Raw genomic sequence first — 17425 nt, forward strand, 5'->3', positions numbered from 1 at the left:
TTTTACCAGCCGGGCCGGTCATAAGGCAAGCCCCTGATTCCGAACGCCTCCCAGGGGAGGCGCATTTTGACGCACTTTTCCGCCCGCCTGCACACAAAAACCCGAAATCGGGCAAATTTGACCCAAATTGGGTCATTCAATTTATAGTCCCCATTTTGACCCAAATTGGGTAATAGATAAATTTTTCTTCATAATCAGTATGTTATAATATCGGCAGCAAGATCGGTTCCCAAAGTGGTTCATTTGTGCGCAATTTTCCGGTTCCGGTTCTTTCCGGCTCAAGGCTGAACCGGCATCATCCCCGTCTTTTTCTGAGTGAATTTTTCCTTCATTTCCAGGCCATTGACCACAGACCACCGGTTACCTCATCTTTTATGACGCACTATGGCAAGATTTATGCAGGTAACTAATGGTGAGTAACCGTCGGTGAGTAACCGTCGGAGACCACGGGAACACACATCCAAATCAAGCTCAAAACCATTTTCTTAAGCCGGAACGCATCGCTTCTCAAAATAAAGCCCTTCCCGGAAACGGGTAAGGTTTTTAAAGCGCCAAAAATTTTGACGATTGTAAAAAACACAGTTCCAGCGGCTCAAAAAGCCTTCAACGACATAAACCCACCTTAAAAGGAGACGGCCATGAAACTTTGGTCACGCGGTCTCGGCACAACCGAAATCACCATGGACTTCCGCGAATACAAAATCGCCAAGGAGCCCGGAACAGATAACGTAATCGTTTTCGGAACCATGAAAGACCCGGTGAACTGGGAGTTCAAGATCACCATGACCCCGGAGGACATCCCCGGCTTCATAAAAATGCTCATGAACGTGTCGGTTCTTCGCCTTGGGATCAACAACGCCCACAAGTTCTTCGGCTACCTGTGGAACAGGAAGCGCTTCGCGGACCCTGAAGGCGAGAAGCTGGAGGACAAGGTTAATCATGCGTATGATTCGATGATGCACAGGCAACGCCGTCGGGCCGCGTAGAAGCCCGTCTAAAAACGCGAACAGCTGTGTCGTGCGGCGAAGCCAATTCCGCCACGTACCTTTGGTACGCTTGCTCATTGGCTTCTCGCGCGACGTGTTCATCGTTTTTATCCAGGCTTCAAGCGGTGCATCAGTGTAAGATTTTGAACGCGGCTCAGCGGGCCGTTGATCGTCTGATATTCTTTCCGTACCCCTTTCATCAAAAGAGGTTTTCGGGCTTTTTGACTCTCCCTGCCTGGGCAGCCTCCTTCCAGAAACCACCGGAAGGGGGTTGGCGGGGGCGCGGCGGGAGGGAGACGGTGAGCTGTTGCCTTGGGTTTCCGGTCTCTCTCCCGCCGTGACAAATCGTTTGGATTATCAATCAAAGGAGGCAGTTCATTATGGCGGATTACGATGTCATCGTGGTGGGCGGGGGAATAAACGGCCTCACCACAGCCGCGTACCTTGGCCGGGCGGGTTTGAAGGTCCTGGTGCTGGAAGCGCGCGGTGAATGCGGCGCGCACTGCGACACCACGGAACCCGGAGTTCCGGGCTTCATCCACAACCTGCACGCCACCTGGATCATCACGGCCATGTCCCCGGCCATGAGCGACCTCGACCTTCCCAAGTTCGGGCTGGAGTTCACGTCCACGGACATTGTTTACGGCAAGACCTTCAAGGACGGCAAAAACGCCCTTTTGAGCCAGGACCCAATGAGGACCATGGAAAGCTGGGGAAGGCACTCCGCCGCCGACCTGGCCCTGATGGAAAGGGCCGCCGGGTTCCTGCTTCCCCGCATAGAGGACATCGTGGATACCCTCCACAGCTACCTTTTCCAGGCCCCATCCTGGGAAAACGAGGTGGCCATGTCCAAGTTCTCCGAGGCCTTCTACAAGGAGGCCGGGATCGACATGAGCTACTACGATCTCATCAACATGAACGGGTTCGAGGCCATGGACAGGTTCTTCGAGTCCGATCACGTGAAAACCCTCATCGAGTCTCTGGCCTGGATCAGCGGGATGCCCCCCATACACCGCACTGTGGGCAGCATGGGAACGGCCTTCCTAAGCCTTCTTACGGGCCCCTTCATACCGGTTCACTTCACGCGCGGCGGCTCCCACGCGGTGACCCACGCCTTGGTGAAGGCCTGCACCAGCTACGGGGTGAAAATTCTTCCGGTCTGCCCCATAAAAAAAATCATCGTGGAAAACGGCGAGGCCAAGGGAGTGGTGCTTTCCGAGCACGCGGTCTATCCGAATGAAACCATCACGGCCCGGAAGGTGATTTCAAACCTCACCGTGGCCCCCACCTTCCTTAAAATGATAGGCCCGGACGTCATAGGCCCGGAAATGGCCCACAGGATAGCCAAGTTCAGCTACTCCGAACAGAACCTTTTCGGCGTCTATTACGCCCTAAACGGCCAGCCCAGGTTCGCCTCCGAGGCCTACGATCCGGGAATTGGCAAGTGCGCCATGGGCTACTTCGGCGGCGAAAACGGCGCGGAACTCCAGCATTTCAACTCGTCTTTGGTCTCCGGCCACATACACGACGAGATAATGGCCAACTATTTCATCCCCACCCTTGCCGACCCCTCACAGGCCCCCCCCGGCTGCCACACCAGCTTCGTGTGGACCGACGTTCCGCCCTGCCCGATCTCGTGGAAGCACGGCAGGCTGGACGGCCTGAAATCCTGGGACAAGATAAAGGAGAAGATGGCCGACGAGGTGACCGACACCTACGAGCGCTACGCTCCCGGCTTCAAGGACCTCATCGTCGAACGCATTTTGTACACTCCGCTTGACATGCAGCGCAACAACCCCTCGGCCATAGAGGGCAACTGGGTTGGCGGGAGCGTCATCCCGGAGCAGTTCTACGAAAAAAGGCCGGTTCCGGGCGTATGCGTGGGCGGCGGAAGCCGCACCTTCATCAAGAACCTCTACCTGTCCAACTCCATTCATCCATTCGGGACAACCTGGCTCTCCTCCGGCTACATAGCCGCCTGCGAGGCGGGCGAGGACCTGGGCGTCAGGGACCAGGACTGGTGGACATCCAAGGCCTGCGTTTGGTACCTGGAAAACATGGAGAACATTCCGACCAACCTGGGGGTGAAATAAACCATGCAAAAACGGGAATTCGACGTAACCATAATCGGAGCAGGCCCCAACGGCCTCATCTGCGCCGCGTACCTCTCACGCGCAGGTCTTTCCGTGTGCCTTCTGGAAGCCCGCCACGAAACCGGCGGCGGCCTGGACACCCTGGAATTTGCCGGGTTCAAGTACAACCCCCACGCCATTTACCACATGATGGCGGAAATCATGCCGGTTGTTGACGACTTCAAGCTGAAGACCAGGGGACTTCGCTTCATCTACCCGGAGGTCCAGACCGCCGTCATCACCAAGGACAAAAAGCCGCTTCTTTTCTACAAGGACACGGACCGCACGGTGGCTCATCTCACCGAGCGGGTGGGGAAGCAGCAGGCGGAGAAGTTCCGCAAGATGTACGCCGATTTCAAGGAGTTCTCCGACAAGATTCTCATTCCCTACACCTTTGTCCCGGCCCTTCCGCCCTTGGAGATGGTGCAGCTATTAAACCGGGCCAAGGATGACGTGGGCAGGCGCTTCAACGACATTGCGGAAATGCCGCCCATCGAGATGCTGGAATACTACGGCATAGAAGACCCCTTAAAGGCCGCCGTCCTGAACCTCTACTCCATGTGGGGCCTTTCGCCCTTCCAGGCCCTTGGCTACATCTTCCCGCTCTACGTTTACCGCATGACCAACGCGGCCCTGGTCTGCGGCGGCTCCCACCGCCTAAGTTCGGCCATGCACAAGGCCGTGACCGCCGAAGGCTGCGTCATAATGGACTCCGCCCCTGTGGCGAAAGTCCTCATGCAGGGCGGAAAGGCCAGCGGCGTGATTCTGGAGGACGGCACCGAAATCAAGAGCCGGGTGGTGGCCTCCACCGTTGACCCGAAGCAGAACTTCATAAACTTCTTCGGTGAAAAGGAGGTCCCGCCGGACCTTTCCGAGAGCGCAAAACGCTGGGAGTGGGAGAAGATCAGCCTCTTCGGCGCACATCTGGCCCTTGCGGAGCCGCCCAGGTATCTGGGAAGCGAGGACTGCCCGGACGCCAACCAGGCAATGGTGACCTTCCTCGGCGCGGACTCCACCCAGGAGATAGGTGACCACATAGACGCCCTGGAAGACAACAAGTTTGACATGGACCACCTGATGGGCCACACAACGACTGTCTCCAACCACGACCCCATAATGGCCCCGGAAGGCAACGCCTCAGGCCGTTTCGAGTGCCTCGCGCCTTACAGCCAGGACTGGGACAAGATCAAATGGGACTGCGCCAAAAAGGCCATCTCCCAGTGGAAGGAGTACGCGCCGAATCTCGACGTTCTGAACACCCTGGTCTATCCGCCCACCTACATCGAAAAGAAGATCAAAAACATGGTGAAGGGCTCCATCAAGCAGGGCGCTTATTCCCCGCTCCAGATGGGCTACTCGCGGCCCAACCCGTCCTGCTCCCAGTGCTGGACCCCCATCGAGAATTTTTACGTATGCGGGGCCTCGGTCTATCCGGGCGGAATGATAATCGGCGGCCCCGGCTACATAGGGGCCAACGTCATCCTTTCGGAGCTTGGGATGGAGCGCAAGTGGGAGGCTCCCGAAGTGGTGAAGTATGCGCGCAGTATCGGCGTAATGGAGTAGGTGGAGGGCTTCGCGGGAATCGCCGGATGCTGCGTCAGATGAGCGCGGGCGGGTCGAAATGTACCGTTTGTACTATTCCTCCCCGCCCGCGCCCATCTTCCTTGCCTGCGGCGACCCCGCGAAGCCCTCAGCATGGTGCAAACCCGAAAGAGAAAAATAAAAAACATGGTTCTGAACTATTCTCAGCAAGGCGGTTTTTCCTGGGAGCGCGGGCGTCTCGCCCGCTTTTGCAGCGTAATGCGGGCGAGACGCCCGCGCTCCCAGGGTAAAAGTTCCCTGTTCATTCTACCGCAAAGCTGCGAATAGTATAGAGCCCCGTAAAAAATCTCTCTTGAATGTGCTTCGGAGATGACTCATGGAAGCGAAAAAGAGCGGGAAAAAGGCCGCCGACGGCAAAAAGACCGTGTTCGTGACGGGCATGGCGGGCTACGTGGGAAGCCTCCTGTGCCGCGAGCTTGACCGGGCCGACTGGTGCGGAAAATTTTACGGCATGGACGTCAAGACCCCTCTGGCCAAGTACGCCAAGGGGACATTCCGCAAGATGGACATAAACGACCCGTCGCTTGTGGACTGGGTTAAAGAGGTCAAGCCGGACATCCTCATTCATCTGGCCTTTGTCCTGAACCCCATCCAGGACGAGACCCTGATGAGCCACATAAACATAGACGGAAGCCGCAACACCTTGAAGGCGATAGAGGAGGCCGGGGTCAAAAAGGCCCTCATCGTAAGCAGTGCAACCGCCTACGGCGCCTTTGTCGACAACCCGGTGCCGCTTAAGGAAACCGACCCCATAAGGCCGCATCCGCATTTTTCCTACGCCCGCGACAAGGCGGTGGTGGAGGGCATGTGCGGCGAGTTCATGGACATGCACCCGGAAATTACCATTAGCCTCGTGCGCCCGGTGGTGATCTACGGCCCCCACGTGGACAACTACCTCTCATGGCTCTTCCTGCTCCCCCTGGGGCTTTTGCCCAGCGAGCACGAGACCGCCATCCAGTTCGTTCACGAGGACGACGTTGTGGGATCCATCCTCCACATAATAGATCACGACGGGCGCGGGGCCTATAACCTTGCTCCCGCAGACCACATGAGCATGAGGGAAATCCACCAGCTTGCGGGCCGTTCGGTGATGGGGCTTCCTGACTGGGTCCTTCAGAGGCTTTTCTCCTGGACCTGGAAACTGAAACTTCCCATTGCCAAGGTGCCCGGCACGTTCTATGATTACGTGCGCTATCCGTGGCTCGTGGACAACTCGCGCATAGTGAATGATCTTGGCTACAGGTTCCGGTACTCCACAAGGGAGACGGTGGAGATCATGTTCAGGTCCAAAAATGTAAAGTTCAAGTCCCAGGCCGCGTGAAAAGGGCCGGTCGGACAGCGTTTTAGCAGGATGCAGCCATAAGATAAATGTTGGGTGAATCCGGCCCTTCGGGCCGGATTCACCCAACCTACAACGACTGGATTTTCGTATGAAAAAGACCCGTGCGGAAAAAGTTTTGGACGCGGCGCGAGAGATATTCCTTACAAAGGGGTATCACGGAACGGCAATGGACGCCATAGCGGCCCGCGCGGGTTACAGCAAGCGCACCATCTATCTTGATTACGACAACAAGGACGCGCTTTTCATAAGCGTTGGGGTGGAGGGCCTGGAAATCCTGGTGGAGCGGCTCCGCAAGGCGCATCAGGCGGAGGCCGGAATCGAGGAGGTGATAAACGGCCTTCTTGAGGTGGTTTTCGAGTTTTCCCACCAGAACAGCGATTACCTTAGGGTCTTTTTCGCCGAAACATCCCCGGACATCGTGGCCAACTGCCCGGAGAGCATCAGAAGCCGCCTTGCGGGCCTTGAACGCAGCATTCTCGGCATGGTTGCGGGCCAGGTGGAAAGGGCGATAGAAATGAACGTGATAGCCCCAACCGACCCCTGGGAGGCGGCGGGGATATTCATAGGCGCGGTGCTGGGAATCATCCTTCTTTCCATGGCCGGAAGCCAGACCGTCTATTCCAGCCAGACGCTGGATTCAATGGCCCGGAAGGCCGCCTGGCTCATCTGGCGCGGCATGTACGCGGACCAGCCCCAGGGAACCATGAACGGCCTTTCCTCACAGCTTCAGACCGGAAGCCTCAATTAGGGGCTGTCGACCCGTCCGAAAAATCAGTCCTTCTCGTAGGCTCCCCAAAGCTCCCACCTAAGCGTGATGTGCTCGTTCCAGCTAACCGGGTGAATACGCACGTATCTCGCCGTTATGGGTTCGGGCAGGCTGTGGCGCACCTCGGTGTTCTGGTCGCTGTTGCCCACAAAAACCATCGGGGTCCCGCCTGCGCCGACAAAGGCCCAGGTTGACCCGTCCAGGCTGTACGAAATCCTGTATTCCTTCACCCACTGGTAGTACGAGACGGCCCGCCCCTTGGTGGCCACGGAGTATATGACCGCCGGTTTCGACAGGTCCGCCTGAAGCCACTGGTTGGAGTCGTTTGCGCCCGCGCTCCAGTTGGAAAAGGTGGTCTTCTCGTTTAACCTGGAGTTTTGCGGCCCGTAGTTGGGGAAATCGTTGGCGTACACGCTGGAGGCCGTAAGGGCCGAATTGGGAAGGGGCTGGATCAGGGGCACGGCCTCGTTGGGCTTGGGCGCGGTATGGATCGAGGAGGCTATTTCCACGGGAAAAACGGTGGCCTCGAACTCCACGCAATAGGTCTCGGTTTCAGGCAGAAACCCCGACCTGATTATCTTCACCTGATGCGCGAGCCTGGAAAGCCTCCTGGGATTCAAGCCCTCCAGCCCCGGCTCGTACCGCAACAGGGCGTCTTTCACCGCCAGGGCCATCGCCGATTCCTTCAGCTTGGCGGCGGTCATGTCCGGGTCGGCCACGCATTTTTTGCCGCTTAGGGTGAGGGGCTGCATCTTCCTGTAATCCTCGTCCTCGGCGTAGGCCCGTATGGTGACGCAGACCTCCCCGAAGTTCAACCCGTTCTGATACAGCGGGTCGCCTGCCAGCCTTATGTAGCCCTGTCCGAGGGCCGTGACCTCGTCTTGGGACAGGGTGAAATCCGTCACACGTGAGAGGGAGCTCACCATCTCCCCGAAAAGCTCCGCCACGGCAAGGCGCTTGGCGCCAAGCAGAAGCTCCGTCTTGACCTGGCCCATGTCGCGGGCTCCGAAACCGGCCAGAGACATGCAGTAGGTTTTTACGACCTCGGTGCGGGCGTGCGCCGACGCGGCGGAAAAGACAAGGGCGATGGCCAGAGCGATGAAAACAAAGCGCCTCATGATGGATTATCCTTTCATTTTCCGCACGGCGTTTCATACGCCCCGCCGCCAAGCCAGCGCTCGCGGAAGAGCTCGGTCACGTCGAGATCAAGGCCGGTTTCAGCGGCAAGGGGAACAAGCTGCTCACGCACCTTTGCGGCGTCTTCTTTCCGCCCGGTGAGGCTATAGATGAGAAGCGCCCGCTTCCAGGTTTTTGCGGCATCCGCCTTTTTTCCCGCGCCAAGAAGGGCCGCGCCAAGCCTGTTAAGGTCGTCGGCCATGCCGACGGCGAAGCCCCCGGCCCGGTCAAGGTCAAGGGCCGCCTCGAAATGCGCAGCGGCATCGGCGGGCCTTCCGGTTTCCAGCAAAAGCACCCCCATTCCGTGCCGCACTCCCGCCGATTTTGCGCCGGCTTCCGTCGCAAGGGCCGCGTTGAAAAGCCTTTCGGCTTCGGCGTAATCCTTCTTCTTCAGCGAAAGCACGGCCCGGTTGACGGCAAGGGGGATGAAGACCGAGCCGCCTTCCACCTTTACCGCTTCCGCCGCTTCCAGGCTTTTTCCGGCCTCATCGAAGCGCGAAAGGGCGATAAGGGCCGCAGCCCGGTTGCACAGGGCCTGCCGCTCTCCTTCCGGGTCCTTGGCATCCCTAAAGATTCCCGCCGCCTCCGAAAAAAAGCCAGCGGCGCTTTCTGCCTCGCCCAGCATTCGGTAGGCGTTTCCGATGTTATTGAGGGCGGTTGCGGTTTCATGGGCCTGATCGCCCGCCACTGCAAGTTCGTGGGCGTGGAAAAAGTTTTCAAGCGCCCTTTTCCAGCATCCCCTCTGGTACTGTTCCAGGCCCGCCACGTTCTGCCGGGCCGAGTCCGAAAGATGCCTCGCCTTCTGAACAGGGGCCGCCCCTCCCATGCATGAGCACAGGAGAAGGCAAGCAAGAACCGAAACCATAAGCCTTGATTTCATCGCTGTCCCCTGTCTCATTTATGAATCCATTCCCGCAGGAAGCAGTGTCGCCGATATCTGGTTTTCACAAATTAGTCGGATCATTGTTTAGTTCCATTTACATGATGGTAATTGCCCAATTTCGTCATTCCGGCGAAGGCCGGAATCCAGCTTTTTTGCCTTGTTGGCCGTTTTTCTGGACCCCGGCCTTCGCCGGGGTGACGGGGCTACCTCTTCATAAAATAGAACTAAACATTGCGCGCTGTAATAACTTAAAGTTTTTTGAAGGGGGTGCGGGAGGGAACAATTATAGATGGTCCAAAAAAGTCCCCCCCCCCCCCCCCCCCCCCCCCCCCCCCCATCCCTCAATTTACGCGTCATCAAGGCGAATATGGCCTCCTTGGGCGGCCGATCCTCGTACAGGATGGCGTAAACCTGGTCCACTATGGGCATTTCGACGCCCACGGACTTCGAGAGGTTATAGACGCTCCGGGCGTTTCTGACGCCCTCGGCCACCATACGGGTTTTGGCTAGGATTTCGGACAGCTTCTCGCCCTTCCCAAGGCTTACGCCCACCGAGTAGTTGCGGGAAAGGCTCGTGGTGCAGGTGAGCACCATGTCGCCCACTCCGGCGAGTCCCGCGAAGGTGCGCTCCTTGGCCCCAAGGGCCGCCCCAAGCCTTGAAAGCTCGGCAAGGCCGCGCGTTATGACCGCCGCCCTGGTGTTGGCCCCAAGCCCTAAGCCCTCGCAGATGCCGGAGGCTATGGCCATGACGTTTTTCACGGCCCCGGCCAGCTCCACGCCCGTCATGTCGTCGTTGGTGTAGACCCGGAAAAGGGGGGACGCGAAGATTTTCTGAACCTGGCCCGCCACCAGTTTATCGCTTGCCGCCACCGTGACCACCGTGGGAAAACCTGCGGCCACCTCCTTGGCGAAGCTGGGGCCGGAGAGCGCGCACACGTTTTTGGGGTCTACGGTGGTGAGTTCCTCCCGCAGGATGTCGCTCATGGTCATGCGGGTGCCCACCTCGATGCCCTTGGTGCAGGAGACCACAACCGCGCCCTTTGAAACATGGGGAGCCGCGGCCCTGGCGGTTTCACGCATCCATTCGGAGGGCACCACCATAACTATGAGGGCCTTGTCGGCCACTGCGGACTTTAGGTCCGTGGTGGCCACAAGGTTTTTTGGAAGGGGAAAGCCCGGAAGGAAGACGGTGTTCTCATGAAGGGTGTTGATGGCCCCGGCCACTTCCTCCTCACGCGCCCAGATGGTGACGGAAGAGCCGTTGACCGCCAGGTGCCGGGCGAGGGCCGTGCCCCAGCTTCCGCCTCCCAGAACCGCAACGGGCAACTCCAGGTTGTTCACGTCACTCCTCCTTTTCGGCCAGTCGCTGCGCTCCTATGACCCTCTCACCCGCTTCCATGCCCATGAGCCTTACCCCAAGGGTGTTGCGGCCTATGACGGAAAGGTCTGTGACGGGCATCCTGATGATCTTGCCCCTGTCGGTCATGAGCATGATGTCGTCGTCGTTGTCCACCACCAGTATGGCCATTACCGGGCCGTTGCGGTCGCCGGTTTTAATGGTGATGACGCCCTGGCCGCCGCGCTTCTGCAGGGGGTACTCGTCAAGCTCGGTGCGCTTGCCGTAGCCGTTCTGAGTTGCGGTGAAAAGGGTCTTGCCGTGGACCAGGACTTCCATGCCCACCAGGGTGTCCTCGTCGGCCATTCTTATTCCGATGACCCCCTGGGAGACGCGGCCAGTGGCCCGCACGTCCGCCTCGTGGAAGCGGATGGATTTTCCGGACGCCGTGGACAAGAGGATGTTCTGGGTGCCGTCCGAAATGGCGGCGGCGATGAGCTCGTCGTTCTCCGCGAGATTCAAGGCGATAATGCCGGTGGCCCGGATTTTACTGTAGTCCATGATGTCGGTCTTCTTCACCAGGCCCTTGCGGGTGGTGGTCACCACGAACTGGCCCGGCTCGAAGGAGGGCACCGGAAGCACGGTGGCCAGCTTCTCGTCTTCCTCAAGGGCCAGGAAGTTCACTATGGCCTTTCCCTTGGAGGTGCGGCCCGCGCTGGGGATTTCGTAGACCTTGCGGCAGTAGGCCTTGCCCTTGTTGGTGATGAAAAGGAAATTATGGTGGGTGGAGGCCACGAAAAGGCTTGTGACGAAATCCTCGTCGCCGGTGCCCATGCCGAGCTTGCCCTTGCCGCCCCGGCGCTGGCTCTGGTAGAGGGAGAGCGGATTCCTTTTGATGTAGCCCCGGTGGCTCACCGTAACCACCATGTCCTCTTCCACGATGGTGTCTTCCAGGGTGATGGGGTTGGTTTCGTCGATGATCTCTGTGCGCCTTGGGTCGGCGTACTGGGTTTTAATGGCGAGAAGTTCCTCCTTCACGATGGAAAGGACGATGATCTCGCTTCCAAGTATCTCGTTAAAGCGGGCTATGGCCTTTATGACCTCGCGGTATTCCTCCAAAATCTTTTCGCGCTCAAGGCCGGTGAGGCGCTGGAGCCGCATGTCCAGTATCGCCTGGGCCTGGATCTTGGAAAGCCCGAAGGTCTCCATGAGCCCTTCCAGGGCCTCCTTGGGGCTTGCGGACCTTCGGATCAGGGCCACCACGGCGTCCAGGTTATCGAGGGCGATTTTCAAGCCCTCCAAGATGTGGGCGCGCTCCTCGGCCTTCTTAAGCTCGTAACGCGTGCGGTTTATCACCACAACCTTGCGGTGGGTGATGAAAAGCCTGAGGCACTCCTTTAGGGTGAGCACCTCCGGCCTGCCGTCCACGATGGCCAGCATGATGACGCCGAAGCCCTGTTCGAGCTGGGTGTGCTTGTAAAGCTGGTTCACCACAACAGCCGAGGGCACGTCCTTTTTAAGGGGCATGGCGATGCGCATTCCGTCGCGGTCGCTCTCGTCCCGCACAAAGGAGATGCCTTCCAGCACCTTGTCGCGTATAAGCTCGGCGACCTTTTCTATCACCCTGGATTTATTCACCTGAAAGGGAAGCTCGGTTACGATCAGGGTTTCCTTGTCGCTCTTCTTGTCCTTTTCCACGATCATGCGCGCCCGGACCTTCAGGCCGCCGCGCCCGGTGAGATAGGCGTTTCTTATTCCGGCGCGACCGTGGATGATGCCGCCGGTGGGAAAATCCGGGCCGGGCACCAGCTTCAAAAGGTCAAGGTCGCTCGTTTCGGGCTCATCGATCAGGGCGCAGCAGGCGTCCACTATTTCGCTCAGGTTATGGGGCGGGATGTTGGTGGCCATGCCCACGGCGATGCCGGAGGAGCCGTTAACCAGAAGGTTGGGAACCCGCGCCGGAAGCACCGAGGGCTCGGTCATGGAGCCGTCGTAGTTGGGCGTGAACTCAACGGTTTCCTTGTCGAGATCGGCCATCATCTCATGGGCCAGCTTCTGCATCCGTATTTCGGTGTAACGCATGGCCGCAGGGGGGTCGCCGTCCACCGAGCCGAAGTTGCCCTGGCCGTCCACAAGGGGGGCGCGCATGGAAAAATCCTGGGCCATGCGGACCAGGGTGTCGTAAACAGCGGTGTCGCCGTGGGGATGGTACTTGCCTATGACATCGCCCACCACGCGGGCGGATTTCTTGTAGGGCTTGTTCCAGTCGTTGCCAAGTTCCTGCATGGCGAAAAGCACCCGGCGGTGCACGGGCTTCAAGCCGTCGCGCACGTCGGGAATGGCGCGGCCTATTATGACGCTCATCGCATACTCAAGATACGAGCGCTTCATCTCGGTTTCGATGGCGATGTCAACAAGTCTGGATGGGTCGTTCATGAATTGATCCGTAGAAAAGGATTGATGAAATCAGGAAGCCGCAAGCGAAAAGCCCACGTATTTGACGACGGGTTTTTGTGGTCGCCGAAAATATTTTTTAACCTTTATTCTTTAATAAAGCCGGGAGATTTCGTCAAGAGGAACAAGAGAGGGCGGCTTGGCTGAACACGTGCGGGCGCGTTTGAAAAAAAAGGCCGGGCCACCCCAGGGGAAGCCCGGCCTTCACTCGCTTTTTCAACTCATGCGGGCCTTGGCCCCGATCTTGGCCAGGGCTTCCATGAGCTTTTCGGCTGAGGCCCTGTCCAGGCCCTTTTTGACGGCCCGTGGCTCGCCGGTGAAAAAGACCTCGATCCTGGCCGTGTCGGTCTTGAAAAGGGCCGCCAGCTTCTGGCGAACTGCGGCGGGATCGTGGCCTTCCAGTATTTCGCCCGAATAGACCACGTCGAAGGAGGACTGTTCGGCAGGGGTGGGGGCCTTCATTTCGGCGGTCCCCATCGAGGGCTTTTCCGGGATCATTATCCAGTTGCGGTCCAGGGTCACCTTTACAGGGGTGTCGTCGCAGCCGGGACAGCGGCCGGTGGCCAGAACCCCGGCGTTTCCCCGGTCCAGACTAAGCTTTTCCAGGGGCGTGTCCGAAGCGTACCCGGCTGACACGGCCTCCAGGAAGCGCTTCTGATGGGCCTTCTGCAGGGGCCCGCAGTGGAGGCACTCCATGGATATGCCGTCCCCGGCCATTCTTGCGGCGTCCTCGTGGCTTACCTGGGAGTTGTCCTCCTCTATCTTTTTGGCCGTGGCGTAAAGGAGCTTGGGGGTGTCCAGGATGGCGGTTGTCACCGAGTGACGCCGCTCCAGCCCCTTTTCCACGAATTCCGCCACCGCAGAGTCGGTCAGGGCCGCAACGTCGGTGGCGCTATGGGTGGACGAGGAGGATGCCTTGGGCGCGAAGCTCTCGGCCTTTTTGCCGGTGAGCCTGGCCACCACGCTTTCGGCCAGGGAGATGGTCTTGTCGATGTTTTCGAGATCAGGCGAAAGGAGAAAAACGTTCAGCCGTGACAACAGCGCCGCATTGAACCGGAACTTTCTTCGTGAGTAGGGCTCAAGGCCCTGGGCCTGGGCGTCTTCGATGGCCTTGGCCTTCTCGCTTGAAAGCTGGCGCACCATGGAAAGCGCGCCCGCAAGGTAGCTCTCAGGCTCGGACAGAATGGGATGCCCCTTCTGTTCCGGGCACAGGGCCATCAGTTCGGGATGCTTTTCCTTGTCGAAATAGGAGGCTATGAAATCATTCTCCCGCTCCCTTATGTAGTTCAAAAGCCCCTTGGCCACCGCAGCCTTGTGTTCGCCCGGAATTTCGACGCTGGCCAGGGCCTCCACAACCGCATCGCGCACGGCCTTGTCGGGAAGGGCCATCAGAAGGGGCTCGGCGGCCTCCGGCTTCTTGGAAAGACCCAGGGCCTTTGCCGCCTCGATGCGCATCTTGGGGGTCACCCATACCTTGAACTTGGGGGGATTCAATTCGTTCGCGTACTCGTACAAGGTCTTGGTCTTGGCCATGACTCGCGGGCCTTTCGTTTTGAAAAATGACATTCGGGCAAAAATCCGGCCTTCGCCTGCTCCGCCCGCCCTGACAGCCCGTTGAAAAAGGCTGGAACGAAGCCTGCCTAAAAACGATGAAGCGCGAAGGTTGGCGAGCGGGCGGCGGCGGAGCGTGCTTTTTGCACGTGAGCACGCCGCCCGTGAAGCCTGACACCGCGATTCGCGTTTTTGGACAGGCTGCTATATATGTTTTTCCATCCAGTCCGCAATGTCCCCCACCGGCTTTTGCCAGTCAAGGTCGTTGTGGGGCTCGTGGTAGTAGGACGGATACTCGATCCGGGTCTTGTCCGCGCTTCCAAGGGCTTCCAGAAGCTCGCGGGAGGTGTGGGGCTCCACCAGCCGGTCCGCGCCGCCGTGGACGATGAGAAGAGGCTGTTTGATCCGCCCGGCCTCGCTTTTCACCCTTTCCATGGCTATTCCCATCTCGGTTCCCATGCGGGCCGAGGCCAGGGAGTGCACCAGGGGATCGGACTCGTAGGCGGCCACCACTTCCGGGTCGCGGGAGATGGCCTTGGAGTCGAGCTTGGTGTTCAAGGTAAAGGACGGGACGATTTTCGAGACTATGCGCCCAAGCATGAGTAGCACCGGGGAGACCGCGCCCTGGGAAAGGGCCGGGCCGGAGAGGATCACGCCTTTGAGGTCGCCTGGGGAGGAGTCCAGAAGATTGGACAGGACGATCAGCCCGCCCATGGAATGCCCCATGAGAAAGAGGGGTTCCGGCCCCTTGATCTCCCGGATGCGGCCCAGAAAGGCCGCCGTATCGTCCGAATACTCCCGCCAGCTCATCACGTGGCCGCGCTTGCCGGAGCTTTTTCCGAAGCCCCGGTTGTCTGCGGCGTAGACCGCGATGCCCCGGTCCGTGAGTGTTTTCACGAGGTTGACGTAGCGCCCGGAATGCTCCCCCAGGCCGTGAACAAGGGCAAGGCTCGCCTTGGGGGCGGATTCCGGCAGCCACCACTGCATGTAAAGGGCCACGGGCCCCGGACGGGACAGGACTGATTCCCCGTGTTTCATTTTTTTCGCTCCTGATTAAGGGATGATTGAATCTTTCAATTATGCAGCTTTTTCCTCGTTCTGTCCAATTTTTTCACACATCGCACGATTTTTCAACAGGCAGATTCGGACAGTGTGCCAAGCTGTTACGGGGAGCAAGAATTAGTTCTTTTTATGGAGAGGTAGCCTTCGTCACCGAGGCGTTGCGCCGGGGTCCAGAAAAATGCTGCAAAAGGCAAAAACTGGATTCCGGCCTACGCCGGAATGACGTAATTGGGCAACTGCCCTCACAAAAAAATGTTAAATTCCGCCTTTCCTTCCGTTTGCCCCGATAGGCCCCCTCAATTTCCCTTGACACAGGACAAAAATGCGGATAAATGTTTTCTCAGATGTAATTACATGTGTGCGCAATCTTGTTTTTCGTTTTGGACAGCCAACAGGTTTTACAACACCGGGGAGGCTTCATCATGGCGTTGAAAGGGATAAGCGACGGCATTCGCATGGCGTTTTCGGCGGCCCTGGCAACCGCAGCTGACGGATTTTCCGCAGACCGAACCCTGCCGCCGGTTCCCGCACTCAACGATCCGGCCCACGCCACGAGGGTTTCCGGCTGCCACCTGGTGGACGCCCGCCGTGGAACGGTGAGAAAAAACGCATCTCTTGTGATCCAGGAGGGCGTGATAAGGCAGGTGGAGCCTGTGGGCGCGAGTTCGGGCATCCCCTGCCGTCAGATCGACCTTGGCGGCAAATTCGTCATGCCGGGCCTCATCGACGCCCACTGCCACGTCACCATGCCCGCCACCTTCGGCATCCGCCCCACCCCCGGCGACGCCCTGCGGCATTACCGCCAGATCCGCGACAACATGCGCCGGTGCCTCCGTAGCGGCGTCACAGCCATCCGGGACACCGGCTCCTTCCCCCTCATAATGCAGGCCCTCCTGGCCGAAATGACCGCCGGAAGCCTCAAGGGCCCCAGGGTGCGCCACTGCAACGCGCTTTTGAACATAGCGGGCGGCCACCCGGACGTTCCGGCCAAGGCCATAAACATCTTCGCGGGCCCGGCGAGCCTCGTGATGGGCAAGTTCAAGACCGACTACGAATCAAGGGGGCACCTGGAAAAGGTCCTGGAACAAAACGCGAAAAACGCCTCCTTCATCAAGATCACCATTGACGAAAAATCCATATTCTGCGGCAAGGCGGCCATCCCGGCCTACACGGACCGCGATCTTAAGCGCATTTTCGACTACGCCGACAAGTCCGGGCTTGGGGTGGCCTGCCACTGCATGAGCCGCAAGGGCATGAGGCGTCTTTTCGATTACCCGCTGCACTCGCTGGAGCACGTGGTTTCCGACGAGCTTTTTGAGGACTCGGATGTTGAAACGATCCTTAAAAAGGGCATCTCGGTTGTCCCCACTGCGAGCCTTGGAAACACCTATCTGATGGAGGAGGCCTACGAGGCCCTGCCGGGCATGTTCAGAAACGACTTTGTGGAAAGGGAGCTTGCCATACGAAGGCGGTATCTTAAAAATGTCCCCCCGGAGCACTGCGACCCGGCCATACACGCCATGAACATGAAACGGCTTAAAGCCTACCGCACCACGGCCTGGGAAAAGCTGCCGGGAAAAAACAGGTTTCTCCCCAACCCGGAAATCTTTTTCAGGGCCCTTCTGGTGGGTTATCCGAACCTTCAGAAGCTAAGGGAGGCGGGGGTCAGAATAGGCTGCGGAATGGACGCCGGAATGCCCCTAAGCTATTTCGGCTCCATTTACAGGGAGCTGGAAGCCCTCGTAAGGGCGGGCTTCACCCACCGTGAGGCCATTTTCGCCGCCACCTGGCAGAACGCGGTAATCATGGGCGCGGAAGACCGCATAGGCGCGCTCGAACCCGGCAAATACGCAGATTTCGTTGTGCTGGACGAAAACCCCCTGGAAAACGTCTCAGCCTGCCGCTCCCCCCGCTCCGTCTGGAAGGACGGAAAGCCCGTTTTTGTGCGGGCCGAAAGCGCAAGGCGTTCCGCCACGGAAAAAATCGACGACGAAGCGCGGTTCCGATCCCCGCAAGGTTTTCCGGCTTTTGCGCCCTACGAGATGGCCCCCGGCGACTTCGGCCTTACCTGAAAAAGGGCCCGACTTTCCGATCTGCATATTGCTCGGTTCAATGTCGTAATTTAACGGCCCTCC

12 protein-coding genes are annotated in these 17425 nt (G+C 58.8%); 6 read left to right on the forward strand and 6 right to left on the reverse strand.

The window, feature by feature from the left end; genetic code table 11:
* The first annotated feature begins 638 nt into the window (after positions 1-638).
* The 5 genes from HZB23_10550 to HZB23_10570 all read left to right on the forward strand — a co-directional run bounded on the left by HZB23_10550 (position 639) and on the right by HZB23_10570 (position 6810).
* A complete protein-coding gene (locus HZB23_10550; protein MBI5845094.1) occupies positions 639-986 on the forward strand; it encodes a hypothetical protein in 348 nt (115 codons plus the stop codon).
* 380 nt (positions 987-1366) lie between these two features.
* Entirely contained in the window at positions 1367-3079 is a 1713-nt protein-coding gene (locus HZB23_10555; GenBank protein MBI5845095.1) for an NAD(P)/FAD-dependent oxidoreductase, read from the forward strand.
* A 3-nt stretch (positions 3080-3082) separates the two neighbouring features.
* Positions 3083-4681 carry an NAD(P)/FAD-dependent oxidoreductase gene (locus HZB23_10560; protein ID MBI5845096.1) on the forward strand — a complete coding sequence of 533 codons (1599 nt, stop codon included), beginning with the start codon at positions 3083-3085 and terminating at the stop codon, positions 4679-4681.
* A 355-nt stretch (positions 4682-5036) separates the two neighbouring features.
* Positions 5037-6041 (forward strand): NAD-dependent epimerase/dehydratase family protein, encoded by a 1005-nt coding sequence (locus HZB23_10565; protein MBI5845097.1) that lies wholly within the window; start codon positions 5037-5039, stop codon positions 6039-6041.
* A 109-nt stretch (positions 6042-6150) separates the two neighbouring features.
* Complete coding sequence (locus HZB23_10570; GenBank protein ID MBI5845098.1) at positions 6151-6810, forward strand: TetR/AcrR family transcriptional regulator; 660 nt, start codon at positions 6151-6153, stop codon at positions 6808-6810.
* 23 nt (positions 6811-6833) lie between these two features.
* On the opposite strand, the gene HZB23_10575 is transcribed toward HZB23_10570, so the two are convergent.
* From HZB23_10575 to HZB23_10600, 6 genes are all read right to left on the reverse strand, one after another.
* Complete coding sequence (locus HZB23_10575) at positions 6834-7946, reverse strand: discoidin domain-containing protein (protein MBI5845099.1); 1113 nt, start codon at positions 7944-7946, stop codon at positions 6834-6836.
* A gap of 14 nt (positions 7947-7960) precedes the next feature.
* Positions 7961-8884 (reverse strand): tetratricopeptide repeat protein, encoded by a 924-nt coding sequence (locus tag HZB23_10580; protein ID MBI5845100.1) that lies wholly within the window; start codon positions 8882-8884, stop codon positions 7961-7963.
* An 87-nt stretch (positions 8885-8971) separates the two neighbouring features.
* Positions 8972-10219 (reverse strand): NAD(P)-dependent glycerol-3-phosphate dehydrogenase, encoded by a 1248-nt coding sequence (locus HZB23_10585; GenBank protein ID MBI5845101.1) that lies wholly within the window; start codon positions 10217-10219, stop codon positions 8972-8974.
* Positions 10220-10229: 10 nt separating this feature from the next.
* Positions 10230-12659 carry a DNA gyrase subunit A gene (gene gyrA / locus HZB23_10590; GenBank protein ID MBI5845102.1) on the reverse strand — a complete coding sequence of 810 codons (2430 nt, stop codon included), beginning with the start codon at positions 12657-12659 and terminating at the stop codon, positions 10230-10232.
* Positions 12660-12893: 234 nt separating this feature from the next.
* On the reverse strand, positions 12894-14243 hold the full coding sequence (locus HZB23_10595) for a HEAT repeat domain-containing protein (GenBank protein MBI5845103.1): 1350 nt from the start codon (positions 14241-14243) through the stop codon (positions 12894-12896).
* Positions 14244-14432: 189 nt separating this feature from the next.
* Complete coding sequence (locus tag HZB23_10600) at positions 14433-15266, reverse strand: lysophospholipase (protein MBI5845104.1); 834 nt, start codon at positions 15264-15266, stop codon at positions 14433-14435.
* Between the two features lie 446 nt (positions 15267-15712).
* Between HZB23_10600 and HZB23_10605 the strand changes: the two genes are divergently transcribed.
* Positions 15713-17362, forward strand: coding sequence for an amidohydrolase family protein (locus tag HZB23_10605; protein ID MBI5845105.1), 1650 nt, complete (start codon positions 15713-15715; stop codon positions 17360-17362).
* Positions 17363-17425: the final 63 nt, after the last annotated feature.

It is taken from the genome of Deltaproteobacteria bacterium (genome assembly GCA_016235345.1).
Lineage (GTDB): Bacteria > Desulfobacterota > Desulfobacteria > Desulfobacterales > Desulfatibacillaceae > JACRLG01.

Coding starts and splice junctions, on each gene's coding strand:
- HZB23_10550 (MBI5845094.1), top strand. CDS start 639: ATGAAACTTTGGTCACGCGGTCTCGGCACAACCGAAATCACCATGGAC.
- HZB23_10555 (MBI5845095.1), top strand. CDS start 1,367: ATGGCGGATTACGATGTCATCGTGGTGGGCGGGGGAATAAACGGCCTC.
- HZB23_10560 (MBI5845096.1), top strand. CDS start 3,083: ATGCAAAAACGGGAATTCGACGTAACCATAATCGGAGCAGGCCCCAAC.
- HZB23_10565 (MBI5845097.1), top strand. CDS start 5,037: ATGGAAGCGAAAAAGAGCGGGAAAAAGGCCGCCGACGGCAAAAAGACC.
- HZB23_10570 (MBI5845098.1), top strand. CDS start 6,151: ATGAAAAAGACCCGTGCGGAAAAAGTTTTGGACGCGGCGCGAGAGATA.
- HZB23_10575 (MBI5845099.1), bottom strand. CDS start 7,946: ATGAGGCGCTTTGTTTTCATCGCTCTGGCCATCGCCCTTGTCTTTTCC.
- HZB23_10580 (MBI5845100.1), bottom strand. CDS start 8,884: ATGAAATCAAGGCTTATGGTTTCGGTTCTTGCTTGCCTTCTCCTGTGC.
- gyrA (MBI5845102.1), bottom strand. CDS start 12,659: ATGAACGACCCATCCAGACTTGTTGACATCGCCATCGAAACCGAGATG.
- HZB23_10595 (MBI5845103.1), bottom strand. CDS start 14,243: ATGTCATTTTTCAAAACGAAAGGCCCGCGAGTCATGGCCAAGACCAAG.
- HZB23_10600 (MBI5845104.1), bottom strand. CDS start 15,266: ATGAAACACGGGGAATCAGTCCTGTCCCGTCCGGGGCCCGTGGCCCTT.
- HZB23_10605 (MBI5845105.1), top strand. CDS start 15,713: ATGGCGTTGAAAGGGATAAGCGACGGCATTCGCATGGCGTTTTCGGCG.